This is a genomic window from Paenibacillus sp. FSL R5-0636, assembly GCF_037974255.1.
Classification (GTDB): Bacteria; Bacillota; Bacilli; order Paenibacillales; family Paenibacillaceae; genus Paenibacillus_AQ; species Paenibacillus_AQ odorifer.
This window is the reverse complement of sequence record NZ_CP150232.1, coordinates 1,590,177-1,609,533: the sequence shown is the minus strand read 5'-3', so window position 1 is coordinate 1,609,533 and position 19,357 is coordinate 1,590,177. Positions and strand designations below refer to the sequence as shown.

Sequence of the window (19,357 nt, the reverse complement as noted above, 5' to 3'; positions counted from 1 at the left end):
TGCACACTGAATGTCAGCTTTGCCTCTATCAAGAACACCAAAATTCTTTACAAAAGTTTTAAGGTTTTAACTAATTTACATTCTACTTACATTTCCAATATCCGTCAATACATAAAATGCAGCCAAAACAAAAAGCAACTCATCCGCAGACAAGTTGCTTTTTAGACACGCTATTCCCCTCTTCCATTGCTTCTATCATCCTCAGGTTAATTGGTAATTACCCATTTTTGTCGATCAAGAGTAGGATCAAGCTCGCTTAGGGACAGTGTCGACCCATCCGCTGATACTTCCAGCGCTTTCTTATGATGAGCAGAAATAATACTTACGGTACCATCATCATTTTTGTGAAAAATCCAACGCTGATTGTTATATCCGAGATAAGGGTATAACTGAATTTTATTTTGCCCTGTGTCTAGATCAAGCGCCTGACCGGCTGTTGTACGAATAGAATAAGTACCTGCATCGTCCCCCGTCGGCACGAATACCCACTTCTGATCCGTAGAATCATTTGCATCCTTCAGTGTAACAGCTTCACCATTTGCGAGATTTGCTGTATAAAGGGATTTCTGTAGTTCTGCATTTACTAGACTGGAAGTGGTTAAATTGGCAGGTGTTTCTCCGCTCACGTTAACGTTTTGATATGAAGCATTTCCGCCAAATACATGTAGTCCAAAGCGGCCTTCGGCAAATGTGCCGTCCTGGAGGTCGATGACTTTCTGCCCATCCACATAAACCACGATATGCGGGCCCTTCGCTTCGATTTTCACTTTGTAGGTTTGACCCGGCTGAATGAACGTCGGAACTTTTGCTAGAATCTGACGCTCTTCAATACGACCGTCGATTTTATAAAACAGACGGATGGACTTCATATTCGGATCCAAATTTAAGTAGTATCCGCTGCGTCCATCTTCGCTGGCACGGAACAACATAGAGCCTGCTCCTCCGGATTTCCCTAACATCATATCTGCTTCATAAGTAAAATCTCCTGCCTGCTTCTCTGCGATATAATTCGCGTCACTCAAGTAATTTCCACGAATCCCATTTTCACCAATGACCCAGGAGGCTGCAGATAGATCTTTAGTCCACCCACTTAAGTTCGTATGAAATTCACCCCCAGATACCTTAACTAATAAGCTAGCTGATGTCTTCCCATTTGGAGTAGAGACGGTAATGATAGACTCGCCTTCTTTTTTAGCTACAAGGGTTGCCTGGGATTTATCCACCACGTTTAGTTCAACTACATCCTTGTTACTGGAATTCCATTTAAGCGGCTGTGCCCCATTACCGGTACCATTCTCTACTATCGCCAAAAGTATTTCGCTTTGCCCCTTGCTCAGTTCGCGATCACTTGTATCCATCATTATCTTGGTAGCTGAGCCCGTCTCCTGATTCCATACAGAGCCTAACTGATTCACCTTCAGAGATACGACTTTTACGTTGCCTCCTTTGGTGTAAAAACTCAAAGCTCTGCTGGCTGGATCCGGAAAAATGACGTCAGAGAAAACAACTTTACCGTTGTTGCCAAAAACCTCAACAGAAGACTCATCTACAAGGATACGCAGCTTAACTCGCTTGTTCTCCGTTTGCATTGCCGCTTCATGTCTTTTACTAAATAGATTCGAAAAATCCGTCAAACCAGATGCAGACCGATCCACGAAAATCCGACCCTCACTAGGTTTATATCCAACAACCGTTTGCTGACTTCCCCCTACACGAACGTTAAAGCCAAATTCACTAACCTGACTACCTGCTGGAATTTCTACTTCAGCTTCAATTTCGTATGCACCAGAGGTAACCCCTTTCAATAGATTCTGAGAAGAAGGACTCACCTCTTTGTTAGCAGTAGAATACAGCTGATTACGCAGCGATTCCAACTCCTTGATCGGACTTTGAGCGAGCTGAATCCCATCTTTTGTCGTTACTAATGAGACTTCTCTTGGGATTGACAGTACGCCTTTCCAATGGGTTGTTGGAAAAGCAAACGGATAGTCCCAGTTTGTCATCCACGCCATCATTACGCTGCGATGATCTGGCATGTTCGAAAAAGACATTGAAGCGTAGAATTCTTTTCCAAAATCTGTTCGCAAAACTTTCCCTGCCGGATTAACATTAACGAATTTACCTTCCGCTGTTAAATGACCCACAAAATATTCAGCATCTGATCCGCCTGTTTTTGAATTCGCTCCTGTACTAATCATCAAAACCCATTTTTTCTGTGATGTTCCGTCTACCGAAAGCTGAAGCAAATCCGGACATTCCCATACACCGCCGCGAACATATTCCCCGTATCCCCAGCTATCTGTTAGGGTCCAATCAAGTAGATTTGTTGAAGTAAAGAAACGAATATGATCTCCACCGGATACAACCATTACCCATCTGTTATTGTCGTTATCACGAATCACTTTCGGATCACGGAAATCCCAACCTCCGGGCTCCCCTCCATTATCGCCTGGATTTCCGATAACCATAGGACGCGTCTTGGAATATTCCCAAGTACGACCTTGGTCCTTGCTGTATGCAAGACCGATACGCTGATTCCCATTCGGGCCATCGGGATTATAGGAAGTGTAGTAGGCAATCAGCCCCTTGCCTCCTGAATCCCCGAACAAACCTGATGCATTCGTCAAATCTGCCACAGCTGATCCAGACCAGACATGCCCATGATCATTCCACGGCAGCGCAATCGGAAGGCGCTTCCAGTTCAGCATATCTTTACTGACAGAATGTGCCCATGTGCCTCCGTCCTGATGGAATAGATGATATTCTCCATCGAAGTAGACAAGTCCGTTAGGATCACTGGCAGAACCACGAATTGGCGTATAGTGGTATTGAGGACGATATTTTTCATTATAATAACTGCTGGCATCCGTCACATAGGTATCCTGGAAGTAAGCCGTTCCCTGTTTAACGACGATTCCTGCATATCCATCGGTATAGGTTTTATCTGTTAGATCGATCGCAGCCGGGGTGTATCCGTCTAGGAAGACCTGAATTCTGTTTCCCTTCGCCTTTATCTCTACATGATGTTTTGCTCCGGTCTGACTTGGATAGGTTTGCTGTGAACTTGCAATTGTTGCTCCGTTAGCTTTCGTCAAACTTACACGAACCTGATTTCCTTCCTTTGTCAGGGATGCTTCATATCCCTTTGTTCCATCAGCCGATGAACGAAATGCGAGCGCTGCAACAGAATCAGGACGAAGAGATATATTTCCTTCATATACAAAATCAGCAGCTTGTTTATTATAAATTTGCTGTGACTTCATCTGGTTTACTGCCATTCCTTTTTTGCCGTTGATATTAGGCTGCCATTGTCCTTTATTTGTAACCACAGCACCCAGATTTCCTTTCAGGTCGCTTACGATAATATTTTGGAACAAAACAGAACCATTCCATACATTGAGCCCTAGCTTACCAGTACGATACGCATGATCCTGAACCTCAATCACAGATTTATATTCGTTGTCCCAATATACTTTCAGTGATGAACCCTCTGCTTTTACCTTGAGATGATAGATCTCTCCTGCCTTAACAGTAACCTTCCGCTCCTCTTTTAATTTCCCTTCACCATCACTTGCGTCTCGTAAGCGGATCATACCTGCATTCGGAACAATTTGGAGCATGTAGGAACCCCAGCCATCTTCATTAGAACGGAACAATAAGGTCGCGTCAGCTTGCATATCCTTGATCATGACATCAGCTTCATAGATAAAATCCTCTGATACCGTTTCGGAGATTGCCATTACATTTTCTTGTGGATCAGAAGTCAGTAAAATCCCTTCAACAGTATCCGCCAACTTACCTTTTCCTTTTATTTGCCAACCTGTCAAGTTTGTGTTTGTTTTGGTTACGCTTTCAAAAATAGAAAGCCCCTCCTTAGCTTGTTTACTTACCTCCTGATCAGCGGGCGCAGCCCACCCAGTACCGGGATTTGCTACATAAATGCCTGCTGAAGTCATAACAAATCCTGTTGCCATGAGAAAGGACAAAACTAATTTTCCTTTATTTCTCATCTTCTTCAGCCTCTTTTCTATCATTAATATTGAAAAACAAGAAGGAGGCCAATCCATTACTGCACTGACCTCCTCTCTATATTCTTTTACAATTGAGCAGAAATCTGACTTTCCAGTGCTGTGAGTCCAAGAGCCAGAGCACCACATAATCCCGCCTGTTGGCCTAGACCTGGTGGAACGATATACTCATCTATATGTTCTAAAATAGTACTTGAGCTAACATAACCGTTCAGGTTCTGAAGCACGGCCTGCCGAATAAGTGGAAACAATTGTGATTGCTGCATAACACCACCACCCAGAATGATTTTCTGAGGAGAGTTAAGCAATATAGCACCCGTAATCGACTGCGCAATATAAAATGCTTCCATTTCCCATGCAAGGTGATCTATAGGAAGTTCATGTCCCTTCTTCCCCCACCTTGCTTCAATAGCAGGACCTGCCGCCATCCCTTCTAGGCAGTCCCCATGATAGGGACATCCCCCTGGGAATTCATCTTCAGGATGGCGTCTTGTAAGAACATGCCCCCCTTCAGGATGCACAAGACCATGAATAAGTTTGCCTTCTGAATACACTCCCACACCAACACCCGTGCCAACTGTATAGTATAAACAGCTGGATAACCCTTGGGCAGCGCCCCATTTGGCTTCACCAAATGCCGCTGCATTGACGTCCGTGTCCCAGCCAAAGGGAACCGAAAAGTATCTTTTCAAAGTGCCCAGCATATCGTAATTTCCCCAACCTGGTTTTGGTGTTGTTGTAACGTAACCATACGTCGGGCTATCTGGGCGTATATCGATTGGACCAAACGATCCAATTCCGATAGCTTCTACTGGTTTGTCTTGAAAATATTGAATAACTTTGGGCAACGTCAACTCAGGATGTTCTGTAGGGAAACTGATCTGATCTTCAATGGTCCCATTTTCATTCCCGATGCCACATATAAACTTCGTCCCGCCAGCTTCAATCGCTCCTATACGCATATACAAGACTCCTCTCGGTGACTAATTCTTGTCTTGCTCAGCAGAGAGAGTAAGCTCATAGATATCCAGGGAAATCAGCAAGTCATTCTCATTTTCTGCAAACACAGCAATACCTTTAGATTCTAGTCCAGGGAATATAAGATCCGTAATTACTGCCTGACCTCCATTACTAAACACCTCAACGGAAGAGCAATCCACATAAATACGGAGATCATTTGACTCATCAAGCGCTGCGAGTTTGGCTGAATGATGTCCTACGAAATGTTCATGGAAATCATGCTGGCCCGAAGCCTTCCGGTCTACATAAAGTTCCTCTGTCTCACCGTTAATACCGATCACTGTTTGTTCATCCGCACCAATTCTTACTTTGAAACCTACAGATTTACCCCGAGTGAATTCAGCCATAATCTCATAAGATTCCAAGTGAATCTCTTTAAGAAGAGTATTGATTTCTTGCACCGTTGCATTTTTTATAGAAAGGACTTGTACACGAGCTGATTCCAACTCTTGTACCGGCTTCTGCACAAGAAAAGTTCCCCCTTGTCTTGATTCAAGCTGAAGTTCTCTTGCAATTGTCATCGCACCACGGAATTCTTCTGCTGGCGTCTTGTTAGCATACATCCAGTTGCTCATCCAGCCGATAAATAGTCTTCTTCCATCCTCAGCCGGTATATCGGACCAGCTTACACCTGCATAGTTATCTCTTCCATAATCAAGCCAGCGAACTTTTATCGAATCTTCATCTGGCGTGAACACTTCTCCATCAAAATCCCCTGTAAAATACTGTGTTCTTGATCCTTCCACAAAAGCGGGATCCGCACCGATGCTCACTAGCATCACCCATTTCGTGTTCGAAGGATCGCCATCAATGGCCAGCGGGAACAAGTCCGGGCATTCCCATACCCCGTCATGAGAACCGATTCCTTCTCCGAATTCACTGGCAAATGTCCAGTTCATCAGATCAGGAGAATGATATAGACACACCGTTTGACCACAAGCTACAATCATCACCCATTTATTTGTATCTTTATTCCAAAATACTTTCGGGTCACGGAAATCAATGAATGTATCATGTTCAAGTACCGGATTCCCATCATATTTCGTCCAGGTTCTTCCGTTATCTTTACTATAGGCCAAGCTTTGACGCTGAATGGCTGGCTTGCCTTCCGGCATATCCAAATGGTGTGTAAAAATTGCTACTAGACCTGGTTTATCTTCAAAAAATCCAGTCGTATTGTTCCAGTCGACTACGGCACTGCCGGAAAAAATCATACCTAATTCATCTGGAGCAAGAGCGATAGGCAGCTCCTCCCATGTAACAAGATCCTTGCTGACCGCATGGCCCCAGTGCATAGCGCCCATAGTCATTCCACCTGGATGGTGCTGAAAAAACAAATGATATTCATCCTCAAAATAAACCATTCCGTTTGGATCATTCATCCACTTTTCCTTAGGGGAAAAATGATACACTCCGCGGTAATTTTGTTTCGCAATCGTAGACATTATTGTTTTCTCCTTTACTCCCGAACACGGTCTTTACCGTATATTATTTATAGTTTATTATTTGCTTGCTCTGTCATAGCCGCCTTGTTTAATTTCAAGCCATTCTTGCAAGCCCAGACGGTCCAATTCTTTCAGGTATTCATCCCACTGCGCTTCAACTTTACCGTTTTGGTACCATTCAGTACGCATTCTAAGCACGTAGGCAAAAAGATCCGTCTCAATTGTCGTAAGGCGATCAAGCTCTTGAATGGAGTGGAATACACTCGGCATTACGTTTTCTGCTTTCATTTTTGGCGCCATGATGTTCTTGATAATATCCATTCTGCCTTTGGCATCATCCGGCATGGTTGTGAATTTTCCATAATAGGAATCAAGGATAGCTAATGGTCCACCGACACTTGTTTTCTCACGTAGTTCTACAGGAGCTGCACCCTCCAGCGGCAAATGCTTCAGCATTTCTTTTTCTTTATCAAATTCGAAGATATTTTGCTGTTTATCGTCTCCATACGTTCCCCAGTTGTTCTGTACAGATTGAATCGGATCGTAGAGTTGATCAACCCATTTCGCTGTCGTTTCTAAGTTCTTATTGGCGCTAGTAACAACCATCTTACCTCTGCCCAAACCAAGCGCGTTCGTTCTTGTTACGTTAACTTCACCATCTGGTCCAGCAAGCGGAGGCATAACCTCGTAAGTGTCATTTGCTCCAGTGATGTTGGCTTTATCCCATGAGAAGTAAAGTCCGTATCTCTGATCCTTCCCTTTTGCAAGGTAAGTACTCCAGTCCTGTGTATAGGCTTCAATATCAATGAGTCCTTCTTTATACAGCTCGTTAATAAAAGAAACGGCTTCTTTGTAGTCATCTTGTGACGCCGTAAATATTACCTTTCCATCATTGCTCACAACCGCATGGTCAGGGTTCTCACCCAATCCGAACGAAGCAAATAGGAAAACCAGATCTTCTGCTCCAGGCTTGTTAATAAAGGACAGAGGAATTTCGTCAGCCTTACCGTTGCCATTTGGATCTTTTGTCTTGAATGCAATTAATACTTCTTTTAATTCTTCTGTTGTCGTAGGCATATCAAGGCCCAGCTTCTCAAGCCATTCCACATTGATCCAAGGCATACTGTCTACCGCCTGGATTCTTTCTTTGCCATTGCCCAGCTCTTCGATCCACGGAAAGGCATAAATATTACCGTCTGGTGCCGTAATCATACTCTTGTATTCCGGTGCTTCTTCCAGCACCTTTTTGAAGTTGGGCATATTGTTCTCGATGAGATCATTCAGCGGAATAATGGCACCGTCTTTAGCAAGCTTGAGCAGCTCATAGTCGCTATAGTCCGCATTAAAAATCGCATCAGGAAGATCACCGCTTGCCACAGCCAAGTTTCTTTTTTCAACAAATACGTCTTTCGTGAAATTCTTCCAATTAATATGAACATTCGTCTTTTCTTCAAGACGCTTATTAATCAGTTTTTCATTTGGATCAACTGGTGCAAGTGGAGAGCTTTGCGTAATAAAGTTCAAAGTTACTTTACCGCTGGCGTCCTGTTCTTTACTAGCCGCACTTCCCCCTCCTCCTCCGCCACCGCATGCAGTAAGGAACATAAACGAAGCAAGTACAGATGCAGAAGCTACTTTCGTTGATACTCTTGATTTCTTAATTCTTTTCATAGGGTATGACCTCCAAATTAGATATGAATGAATTAATCTTTATCTATGTGCAGCCTGTTTCCTACTTAAGGGAACCGACCATAACACCTTTTTCAAAGTACTTCTGGAAGAACGGATACATAACAATAAGTGGCAAACTGGAAACAACGATGGCAGCGTACTTGATGATTTCAGACAATCGTTTCATTTCCGCCATGGCGAGTTGATCGCTGATCATGCCCGGATCTACCTGATTCTGGATCAAGATGGAACGCAACACGAGCTGCAGTGGATGAAGATTAGGATTATCTAAATAGATCATCGCGTCAAAATAGGAATTCCATTGGCCCACAAAGGCATAAAGAGCGAGCACGAAAACAATCGGTTTGGAGAGCGGTAATACGACACTGAAGAAAATCCGCATCTCCGAAGCTCCGTCTACATTAGCGGCTTCCTTCATTTCATTCGGTACTCCTTTGAAGAAAGTTCTAGAGAGAATGATGTTCCATACATTAACTGCCCCTGGAATAATCACCGCCCAGACTGTATCAAGCAGACCAAGATTCTTAACGAGCAGATAGGTTGGTATAAGCCCACCCCCAAAGAACATGGTGATAATAAACAAGGTCATGAAGAATCCTTTTCCTTTGAGCCTGTCATCAGACAGTGCGTATCCTGCACAGATAGAGACGAGAACGGTAAGCATAGCAAATGAAACAGAGTATAAAACAGAGTTTCCAAAACCTCGGATCATGGCCGGATTAGAAAGAATTTTTATATACCCTTCTAATGACCAATCCGAAAGGTTGAATGATAATCCTTTACTGAGCAGAACTGATGGATCCATAAAAGATGCAATCACTACATAAATCAAAGGAAGTACAATGATAAGTACGGCCAGTGTCAGGAAGATCGCGTTAAGCACGACGATAAAGCGATCTAATCCGGAATGTTTAATGGGCATAGCTTGTTGCTCCTTTCTTAGTAAAGACCTTCGCCCTCATTCAGTTTCTTCACGGTAAAGTTAACGGTGATGAGCAGGACGATGTTGATGATAGAGTTAAACAATCCTACTGCGGCTGAATAGGCATAATCGCCCGACTGCAAACCAATTTTATAAACGTAAGTCGGAATGATTTCTGAGGTTGGCAAGTTCATCGCCGTTTGCATGAGATAGGCTTTTTCGAAGCCAATGGACATAATCCCACCAGCTGCAAGGATAAATACAATAGCCATAATTGGACGAATGGTTGGCAAATCGATATGGCGTATTCTTTGTAGAAGATTAGCGCCGTCAAGATTGGCTGCATTATGTAACTCAGGATCGACATTAGCAAGTGCTGCTACATAAATAATGGATGCCCAACCGGCTCCGGTCCAAATATCGGACAAAATGTAGATCGAACGGAAGTACTCCGGACGAGACATGAACATGATTGGTTCACCTGTAAGCCAGGTAAAAAACTGGTTAATCGGTCCCGTTGGGGACAAGAAGATAAACAACATCCCGACCACAACGACAACAGAAATAAAGTTAGGTGCATACAAGAACAACTGAATGTTCTTTTTGACGCCTGCACGGCGAATTTGATTTAACATCAACGCAAGCAGGATAGGAATTGGAAAACTCAGAATTAATCCGAAGAAACTTAATTTAAGCGTATTCATAAAGATAACTTCGAAGTTGGGGGATGACAGGAATTTCTCGAAGTTGTACAAGCCTACCCATTCACTCCCCATAATCCCTTTGATTGGGCTGAAATCTTTAAAGGCGATAATCGCACCATACATAGGACCGTATTTAAAAATCAGGGTCAGGATCACAGCTGGTGCGAGCAAAATATAAAGAAAGTAGTACTTCTTTAGATAGTCTAGTAAGGAGCTCTTATGTTTGTTCACCATTGTTCTGTGTTCAGCTTCTATTAGGTTTTGCAATGCCTTTACCTCCGTTCTTATCAATGTTTATATCTTGATGCAGTAAGGGCTTTCAATTGGCTTATGTCCTGCTGCTTTTACAATTTACCAAACACTTAATCGTTCGTCAATACATTTTGTAAAAATATTTATGTGCATATGACAAAGTATTATGTTCATAAATGATGCATATAATTTTACATAATTACAAATACAGCCAATTTAAATAGGATTATATACTTTAAAGTCAACATATTCTCATGAAGATGAAAAGAATAATACCTTTTTTGCACACTTATCCGCCGATAAAATGTAAACTAAATTGTGCATTTGTAAATATCATATTGCTATTTTGAGTAAACTAATATACATTAAAGAGAGTTGGAATAATGGCAAATAGTACACTATTTGTGGCGAAGGTTAAGAACAAGAATATAGAGGTGAATTACATAGATGGCCAGGGAAAAAGTAACCATACAAGACATCGCGGATGCTTTAGGAATCTCCAGAAATACAGCTTCCAAAGCCTTAAATGGAACGAATGGTATACCTGATGAAACTAGAAACAAGGTTATAAAGAAAGCGATAGAGTTAAAATATAAACAATTTGCTTTTATGGACACCGAGAGTGTTCAACCAAGAAACTCTGGAAATATCGCTTTATTAACAGAAAACTTACCTAACACTTCCCACTTTGGATCGAAACTGATCAGTGGCATGGAGAAACGAATCAGTGCAGAAGGATATAATTTATCCATGCACATTATAAGAGACATTGATCAGGAGTCCCTGTCTCTTCCAAATAATTTTGATGTCGCCAATGTAGACGGAATTATTTGTATTGAGTTGTTCAATTCGGAATATAGTAAGCTAATTACAAGTCTAGGCATTCCAACTATTTTCATCGACTGTTCTGCAGATATCTGCTACCCTGAATTCCAAGCAGATGTACTTCTCATGGAAAACGAACATAGCACATATCAACTTACAAAAAAGTTAATTGATGGCGGTTACACATCACTGGGGTTCATCGGGGACTATAATCACTGTAGGAGCTTTAATGAAAGATGGGTGGGCTTTAATCGCGCATTGATAGAATCTGGCATCCAGCTTGATCTCTCACAATGTATTCTCGATGACGATCGACTATTTTTTTCGAATCCGGAGTGGGCAGATACTAGGCTGAGTCAAATCAATGAGCTTCCTTCTGCTTTCGTGTGTGCTAACGATTATATTGCGGTTACCTTTATGAAGTCACTCAAAAACATGCTTTCCATTCCTAATGACATCGTCATTTGTGGTTTTGATAATGGTCCTGAATCAAACATTGTTGAACCCCATCTCACTACTGTTCATATTTATAGTAATCAGATGGGTGTCAAAGCAGCCGAAATGCTACTTTCCCGAATTCATGATCCGAAGCAACCCTATCAGGTTTCTCATATTTATACCAAACTCATCATAAGAGACTCTACACCTAATATCAGTTGATGAATTTAAAAAGAACCCAAGCGATTAATAATTCCGTCGCTGGGGTTCTTTTTTTTCGTTGAATTGTTCCAATTACAATATCCTGTATATATAATCGCCCACAATTAGTTTATGGAAGGATTGTATTCTTCATAGGATAGAACAATATGCTCTCGTTTTAGCAGACAATGCTCTATGATCGCCTTACGTTTCGCTTTCAGGACAATTTGTTCAATATCAGCAAAACTGCAACCGGAAAGACGTTCGCATGCCTCCTCCATCAACCCAGCTTCACTTTCAAAGTCATTAATTAACAGTTCGACATATTGAAGCCTACTTGATTCATCCGGGTTAGCATAAATCATTTTTGTATCAAACCTTCTCCAAATAGCTCTATCCAGTTCATTTTCTAGGTTCGTCGCTGCTACAAAAATGCTATTGTCACCAAAATCATCGAGACATTGCAGCAGTGTATTCACCGCACGGGCCATTTCTTTAACCTCGTCATTACTCTCCCGTGTTCTTGCAATGGCATCAAACTCATCCAGGAAAAGAACACAAGGAGATGCTTTGGCATACTCAAATATTTTCCGGATATTACTTCCAGTCTCACCCAAATGGCTGTGAATAATTGCATCAAGTCTAACTAGGATAAGTGGAAGCTCCAGCATTTGCGCCATATAAAATGCCGTAAGTGTTTTCCCTGTGCCCGGTGGACCATACATTACCACTTTATTGGGAATGGGAACTCGATGTTCTTCAAATTTTCCCCTCATACCTAAGATCGTAATGAATTCTTCGACAATCTTTCGATTCATATCGGGTAGGACGAGATGTCTAACCTTTTTGGCACATTCTTTGGGTGTATAATAGGTACCCATATCAATCCCTTTTGCTCTGGGTAGACGTTGATTGTTGCTGCTTTTGTTCATTATTTATTAAAGCTCCTTTAAAATGGTTATTTTCAAGAAATCCAAAAGATCCTTTCTGAATCCAGTTCAACCTGCGCTAATTGCCGTTCGAAGTCCTCGTGAGGAACGATAGAGCCGGCTTGTGACCATTCATTATCCACAAATCAATTCATCTTCCACAGTGTATTTATTCGTAATTATTACGATTTAAAATATCATACTTTCTTTTTGTTTATAATGTCAACCAGTAGCACAAAAAAGAGCCTTATAGTTCCAAGGCTCTTTCGGGGTATATCTATTAAATCGTCCATCCAGGCAAAGCAGGGGTTCCAGCATCCTGCCTTCACATATTGTAAGTCCTGGATAGCTTGGACTTAGCTCTGAGCCGGGTGAATTCCTTAGTTACCAGGATTACCGTCCACACTACAACCACAGAATCAATCACAAGCGAACCCCAATATACTCCGGAGACCCCTAACCATCTTGGCAAAACAAGCATCACTGGCACATAAAAAACAAGTTGTCTGGTGATGCCGATAACGGCCGCCGGCTTCCCTTTATTAATCGCAGGGAAAAAGGTCATGGCCATAAAAATGAGCGACAATAACGGCAGAACCGCCATGTTTAACCGGAAATATAACATTTCGCTGCTCTTAAAGATTTGATCCGGCAGCATTAGTCCCAGAATGGAAGCCGGCGAGATCATGGAAATTATCCAGAAAGGCAAAGTCAGCAGCATGGAGACGAGTGTGAATATTTTATAGGCTTTGATGGCGCGCTCATACTGTTCTGCTCCAAAATTAATGCCGATGACTGGCTGCAAGGCGCGCATTAATCCGAATATCGGCGTCAACAGGAAGGTGAATACACGGAAAACCACACCATAAAATGCAATATCTGCTGTAGTCCCGTATCTCGACAGTGCATTAAATACTACAACAGCCTGTACCAGATTCATAAAGTTCATAATGAAGGAGGACATTCCCAGTCCAACTATGGATTTGATTGTGGCAGCATCCCGATAGATTGCAAAGACATTCGTTCGGAATGAGGCAAATCCTTTGCCAAAATAAATCCATCCCAGCAAGGTGTAGACCAGCATCCCGATATTTGTAGCCCAGGCAGCACCCTCTACTCCAAAATCCAGCCAGGCTACCAGAATATAATTGGACAATACATCAACTGCCAGTCCAATGCCCATTACCACGGCTGCCGATTTCATTTTCCCTTCGGCACGCACAATCATGTTGGCAGCCAGTCCATAAATCCAGAAAAATGAACCGATCACCGTAATTCTAAAATAGCTGTCTCCAAGAGCCAGAGTTTCCCCTTCTCCTCCCATAATTCGCACCAGCTGTGTGGAGAAAAGTAAACCTAACACCATATAGACAAGCGTTACAAGGATGGACAGATAATTAACATTCCCCATCAAACGCTTCTGCATTTCTTTGTCCTGCCTGCCGAGGGCTAAACTTAAAGCAGAACCGGCACCCACCCCGATCAAGGAGCCCAGTCCCAAGCTGATCTGGGTTAAAGGATAAGCTACCGAAACCCCAGCCAGTGCTTCCTCTCCGACAAACCTTCCCACAAATACAGCGGCAATAACCGCATTTAAGCCATAGAGAACCATTGCGATGATAGCGGGCCATGATAACTGGACCATAATATTCCATAGATTACCGTTGAGAATAAAATGCGTCTGCTTGTCTTTGCTGTTGTTTATCTGTGTTACAGTGTTCATAATGTGGATTTTCTCTCCTTCTTTTGACTGAATATGCGAAGTCCTCGTTCAAAGATTTACGGGACTCCTTACATTAACAAGTCTATAAGACAGGATGGCTAGCAACTACCGCAAAAGGGATTGTTTCTATCTCATAAAGGATTTTATCTTTAAATTTATATTTTCACAGCACAAAAAAAGAGCACCTTATACCGCCCGGCTCGGAACTTAAGCCTTAGCAGAAAGGTGCCCCCTTAATACTTCACAGCAGATTACAGTGCGCTATCTTTAGCCATTGGAGCTAATTTTTCAGTCCCGTCAACGTGATTCCTTCTACGAAATATTTTTGACCAATCAGATAAAAAATGACACCCGGCGCAAAGGACATACACGTAGCCGCCATCGTCAGCGACCAGTCCTGCTTTAGTTGGCCTCTAAAGGCGGTTAGTCCCAAGGCTATCGTATACTTATCGCTTGAGTTTATGTAAATCATCTGTTGAAGTAGATCATTCCATAAACCGATAAAGATAAATAATGCGACGACGATCATAGCAGATTTAATGGCCGGCATAATAATGCTGAACAAAATGCGGTAATATCCAGCGCCATCGATCGTTGCTGCTTGATCAAGCTCTCTCGGAATAGACATGATAAACTGCCTAATCAAAAAGATATTAAAAGCGCCACCACCACAGAAATAAGGCAAAATCAACGGCAGATAGCTGTCATGAATTCCTAAGCCTCTCGTCCATCCAATATATAGCGGAATGAGTGTAACCATGGCAGGTAGAAGCATCGAACCGACACAAAGAGCCCAAATCAATTTTTTGCCCCGAAAACGCAGTCTTGCAAAGGCATAACCGCATAAGGTCGCTGTAAAGGTTCCTGCCAAACAAGCGGGTACAATAATAATCATGGTGTTCCATAAATATTTCCAAAACTTAAATATCTCTAGTGTTTCTGCATAGTTTGAAAACAACCAATTTCCTGGAAGCAGTGAAGGCGGATATTTGTATATCTCGGCATTCGACATGAGCGACGTGCGAAATATCCACCAGATTGGAAAGAGCACGAGTATAGTAAAAAAAATGACAACGACAAACGAGATCAGGTTCATCCATTGATTATTACGTTTTTTACTCTTTAATCTTCCGTATGTGGCTACACTCATTTGTCATCGCCTCCTTCATTAAAGATCCATAGGTTGGAGGTTTTGAATAATACACCAGTAAAGCCTGCAAGAATAACAAAAATAACTGCCGTTGTCGCACAAGCATACCCCAATTTATAATTTACAAAAGCTTGATCATACATCAGATAAGTTAAAAATCGTGAAGAATTACCCGGACCGCCATTCGTTAATGAAAGAGCCGGCGTAACAATTTGGAGATTGGCAATCAAGCTCATTAGCAAATTATAAAAGATAATGGGCGACATGCACGGTAAAGTGATATGCAAGAATCGTTTCCATCCATTCGCACCATCCATTTCAGCCGCTTCATGGTAGACGACCGGAACATTCTGCAGCCCAGCTAAGAAAATAACAATTAAGTTACCTGACAGCCAAACCGAGATCAAGGATAGAGATGGAATGACATAGCTGGAATCCGCGATAAAAGAAACTTTGTTCAAACCAATCTCAGAGAGAATAAAGTTAAAAAATCCAAAATTAGCTTCGTATAACCAAGACCATCCTACATATATTGCGGCTGCCGGCAAAACGTACGGTACATAGAAAACAGCTCGGAAAAACCCTCTTGCCGGAATTTTTCGATTCAGTAGCATCGCAATAAAAAGTGAATAAATCATACCTCCAACTACCGATAAGACGGCAAAGTAGACCGTAGCTATAATAGAATCTTTAATATAAGGATCAGTGGTAAATAGATTAATATAATTCTCGAAGCCAACAAATTTGGGGTCTGAAAGTCCCGTCCAATTCGTTAAGCTGATCCCGAGCACCCCAATAAGAGGTAGATACGTTAGAAAGATCAGGCCAATGAAGGCAGGGATCAATAATATATACGCGGCTCGTGCCTCACCTGCATGGATACGTGAACGACGTTTCGGAGATTTATTAATCATTTCCATCTCTATCTCCCCACCTGAAGATCATAATATGGCCGCCGCGGGTGTGAGCTTGGCAACGGCCATTCTTTGCGGATTTTACTAATTGCCTAAATGGGCTGCTTTCAACGCATCCAGATTTTTAGAAATAGCATCCTTAGCGGTCGTCTTTCCCGTCCATACATCCCCTAGAACCGACCCGAGTAAGGTGTTAAACTCCGTCGTATGATTCGTATAGAACCACGCTGCGGGCTTCACAGCAGGTGATTGCGCATAATCGACTACTGCAGATTTATATTCGTCATAAACAGGGAAGTTAGGATTTTCGACCCATTTACGGGTAAGGGTCTCATCCGTGTACCACTTCTCCAGTGTCGGCATCCAGATTCCCGAGCTAATGAGGCCCCAGTTATTTTCTTCTGAGTTGTACCATTTCAGCCATTCCATCGCTTCTTTTGGATGCTTAGTCTGGGAGAACACGACATTGGCGCCACCCGTGTTGAGGGTAACCTTATCCTTCATGTAAGGCAATACTGCAACGCCATAGTTCAGGCCTTCATTCTTAGCCGTATTGAGACTAGTTCCCACGTTCCACGCACCGTTAGTAGCCATGGCAACAGTTCCCGCGATAATGGTTCGTTGAATGCCATCATCAGTCTGTCCGACAGACAACGGAGCAACATGATCCTTCAAGTAAAGATCTGCAACCTTCTGAATTCCCTCTATACTGGCGTCTTCTCCAATTCTCACCTCAGTCCCATCACCCGAATAGAACCCCCCACCATTACCAAGCGCCCAGGTCTCAAGCTGCCATGGTAAGTTTTCAACGGATGCGCCAAACTGAACGATACTCTGCTCATTAAAGCCACTCTCATCAGGATGTTTACCATTTTTATCAAGGGTCAGCTTCTTTGCTGTTGTTACAAATTCCTCCCATGTCCACGCTTTATCCAGAGCGGCTGGGGGATAGGGTACATTGGCTTTGTCGAACATATCTTTGTTGTAATAGAGGAGTAAGATTTCATTGGCAGCCGCGTAGGCTACGGTTTTCCCTTGATATTTGTAGGCTAGGCTATCCAGTGGTTTGCTGTCGCTTCCTTCGTACATTGTATTTACATCATTCAGCATGCCTTGGGTAGACCACTGAACGACCCCATCTTCTCTGAGCATCCCTGTATCAGGTAATTGCTCTGCCGTAGCCATTGTATTCAGCTTGGTCATGTAGTTTTCCCAAGGAATTGCTTGTACTTCTACTTCAATTCTGTCTTGAGAAGCATTAAACTTATCCGCCACTCCCTGGGTTACATTTCCCTCTTCCGCACTTCCCCACATCGAATAGATAATTTTGACCTTCTCCTCAGGCTTGGAGGTGGCGTTCTCAGATGCTTTGGGTCCATCAGTTGCCTTGGTTGCTGTGTTTGTCTCATCTTTCGCGCAGCCAATGACACTTAATGCTAGTGCAGTTGAAAGAATACCTACCCCGAATGCTTTACCTACCTTCATTTCCCTCTCCCCCTTCATAATCACATAGATATGTCCAACCGTTTGACCCCCTAAGTTATTGAGTTAAACGTTTAGTACCAACTTTTTTTAATAATTCCAACCTTTGCTTGGAATCCGAAATTTCGGCCAGCCGATACGACTTTTAATATCGTAAATATTTTCAAAAAGTGGTATAGAGTCTTCATGAACTTGGGATGTTTTAATGAAGTAAGCGCTTTATTGTTATTGTGTCATGATTTTCTATTAGGGAAAATAGCATTTTTCAACCTGATTTTTAAAAATTCCAACCTTTAAAGAATCATCTTTTTCATAAAACAGCAGAATCAGCTGATCCAAAATATTCACTTGCAGTAACGACAATAAGCAGAGCCGCCCTCCTACCCCAATGGTAGAAGCACTGCTCTGCCTATTTAGCATTTATACACTACGCTGCTGTATGAAGCAACGCCGTTTTTCTATTCTCGAAACACAACTGCGTGAGTTTTCCAGCTCCTTGCGATTTCCCGCTATGTTATCGAATTTCTTGAGGTTGTGGACACGAACCGACGTCAAGAAAGAAGGCGTCTCTTATTCATTCCCCATCGTGCTGATGTCGATGACAAACCGGTAACGGACATCTGAAGCAAGCACACGCTCCCAGGCTTCATCAATCCGGTCAGCAGAAATGACCTCGATTTCAGATGCAATATTATGTTCAGCGCAGAAATTAAGCATTTCCTGCGTTTCACGGATTCCGCCAATCATCGATCCGGCAAACGAACGGCGGTGGCCGATCAGCGAAAATACGTTAACTGCCAATGGATCAGCGGGCGCACCGACATTGACTAATGTACCATCCAATGCCAGAAGTGAAAGATAGGCATCGATATCAATCTGTGCGCTTACTGTATTCACAATAAGATCGAATGAACCGGCAAGCTGCTTAAATGTCTCCGGATCGCTTGTGGCATAATAATGATCCGCTCCTAATTGCAATCCGTCTTCCTTCTTCTTCAGTGACTGTGATAACACAGTAACCTCAGCTCCCATAGCATGAGCAATCTTCACAGCCATGTGTCCAAGCCCGCCAAGACCCACTACAGCTACTTTTTTGCCGGGAGCGGCTCCCCAATGGCGCAGCGGTGAATAGGTGGTGATTCCTGCACACAAAAGCGGTGCAGCCGCGTCAAGCGGAATAGCGTCAGGAATCCGGACCACGAAGTCTTCTGTTACAACGATGTGCGTGGAATATCCGCCCTGTGTATAGTGACCGTGCCGGTCGATAGCTCCATAGGTGCCCGTATTTCCACTCAGGCAATACTGCTCCTCACCTTTCTGGCAATTACTGCACTCTCCACAGGAGTCAACCATACAACCTACCCCTACACGATCGCCAACTGTGTACTTTGTAACTTCGGAACCGACCTGGCTGACAATACCGGCGATCTCATGCCCTGGAACAAGTGGATACTTAACCGGTCCCCACTCCCCGCGGGCTGTATGAATATCCGAGTGGCAAATGCCCGCGTATTTAATCTCTATAAGAACATCGTGCGGCTGCAGATTCCGGCGTTCGATTGTAGTTAGCTTGAACGGGCCTTCCTGACTGAATGTAGCGCGTGCATTAACTTTTATCATAGTGAAACCTCT

The 19,357-nt window shown here is 42.9% G+C and carries 13 protein-coding genes; 1 reads left to right on the top strand and 12 read right to left on the bottom strand.

All coding sequences use genetic code 11. From position 1 onward, the window contains the following. Nucleotides 1-206: 206 nt before the first annotated feature. The 6 genes from MKX34_RS07045 to MKX34_RS07020 form a co-directional block, all read right to left on the bottom strand. The gene (locus MKX34_RS07045) at nt 207-4,010 is read right to left on the bottom strand and encodes a GH32 C-terminal domain-containing protein (protein ID WP_076297798.1); all 3,804 of its coding nucleotides are present in this window, start codon (nt 4,008-4,010) and stop codon (nt 207-209) included. A gap of 86 nt (nt 4,011-4,096) precedes the next feature. Continuing rightward, the gene (locus MKX34_RS07040; RefSeq protein WP_076141173.1) at nt 4,097-4,990 is read right to left on the bottom strand and encodes an ROK family protein; all 894 of its coding nucleotides are present in this window, start codon (nt 4,988-4,990) and stop codon (nt 4,097-4,099) included. Between the two features lie 21 nt (nt 4,991-5,011). Beyond that, on the bottom strand, nt 5,012-6,493 hold the full coding sequence (locus tag MKX34_RS07035; RefSeq protein ID WP_076297797.1) for a glycoside hydrolase family 32 protein: 1,482 nt from the start codon (nt 6,491-6,493) through the stop codon (nt 5,012-5,014). A gap of 57 nt (nt 6,494-6,550) precedes the next feature. Beyond that, nucleotides 6,551-8,164 carry an ABC transporter substrate-binding protein gene (locus MKX34_RS07030; RefSeq protein WP_051490876.1) on the bottom strand — a complete coding sequence of 538 codons (1,614 nt, stop codon included), beginning with the start codon at nt 8,162-8,164 and terminating at the stop codon, nt 6,551-6,553. A 61-nt stretch (nt 8,165-8,225) separates the two neighbouring features. Next, nucleotides 8,226-9,107: a carbohydrate ABC transporter permease gene (locus tag MKX34_RS07025; protein ID WP_036675818.1), complete on the bottom strand. Its 882-nt coding sequence runs from the start codon at nt 9,105-9,107 to the stop codon at nt 8,226-8,228. 17 nt (nt 9,108-9,124) lie between these two features. Beyond that, nucleotides 9,125-10,045 carry an ABC transporter permease subunit gene (locus MKX34_RS07020; protein ID WP_076297833.1) on the bottom strand — a complete coding sequence of 307 codons (921 nt, stop codon included), beginning with the start codon at nt 10,043-10,045 and terminating at the stop codon, nt 9,125-9,127. Nucleotides 10,046-10,510: 465 nt separating this feature from the next. Between MKX34_RS07020 and MKX34_RS07015 the strand changes: the two genes are divergently transcribed. Next, complete coding sequence (locus MKX34_RS07015; RefSeq protein ID WP_076098905.1) at nt 10,511-11,548, top strand: LacI family DNA-binding transcriptional regulator; 1,038 nt, start codon at nt 10,511-10,513, stop codon at nt 11,546-11,548. 104 nt (nt 11,549-11,652) lie between these two features. Here MKX34_RS07015 and MKX34_RS07010 read toward each other — a convergent pair whose 3' ends face one another. From MKX34_RS07010 to MKX34_RS06985, 6 genes are all read right to left on the bottom strand, one after another. Further along, the gene (locus MKX34_RS07010; RefSeq protein WP_179089351.1) at nt 11,653-12,459 is read right to left on the bottom strand and encodes an ATP-binding protein; all 807 of its coding nucleotides are present in this window, start codon (nt 12,457-12,459) and stop codon (nt 11,653-11,655) included. 322 nt (nt 12,460-12,781) lie between these two features. After that, complete coding sequence (locus MKX34_RS07005; RefSeq protein WP_076297795.1) at nt 12,782-14,179, bottom strand: MATE family efflux transporter; 1,398 nt, start codon at nt 14,177-14,179, stop codon at nt 12,782-12,784. 280 nt (nt 14,180-14,459) lie between these two features. Continuing rightward, the gene (locus MKX34_RS07000; protein ID WP_036675824.1) at nt 14,460-15,329 is read right to left on the bottom strand and encodes a carbohydrate ABC transporter permease; all 870 of its coding nucleotides are present in this window, start codon (nt 15,327-15,329) and stop codon (nt 14,460-14,462) included. Beyond that, nucleotides 15,326-16,249, bottom strand: a complete 924-nt coding sequence (locus tag MKX34_RS06995; protein WP_038569373.1) for a sugar ABC transporter permease — start codon at nt 16,247-16,249, stop codon at nt 15,326-15,328. Before MKX34_RS06995 ends, MKX34_RS07000 begins: the two co-directional genes overlap by 4 nt. Before the next feature lie 78 nt (nt 16,250-16,327). Next, the gene (locus MKX34_RS06990) at nt 16,328-17,728 is read right to left on the bottom strand and encodes a sugar ABC transporter substrate-binding protein (RefSeq protein WP_076098906.1); all 1,401 of its coding nucleotides are present in this window, start codon (nt 17,726-17,728) and stop codon (nt 16,328-16,330) included. 567 nt (nt 17,729-18,295) lie between these two features. Beyond that, nucleotides 18,296-19,345 (bottom strand): NAD(P)-dependent alcohol dehydrogenase, encoded by a 1,050-nt coding sequence (locus MKX34_RS06985; RefSeq protein WP_036675829.1) that lies wholly within the window; start codon nt 19,343-19,345, stop codon nt 18,296-18,298. Nucleotides 19,346-19,357 lie beyond the last annotated feature (12 nt).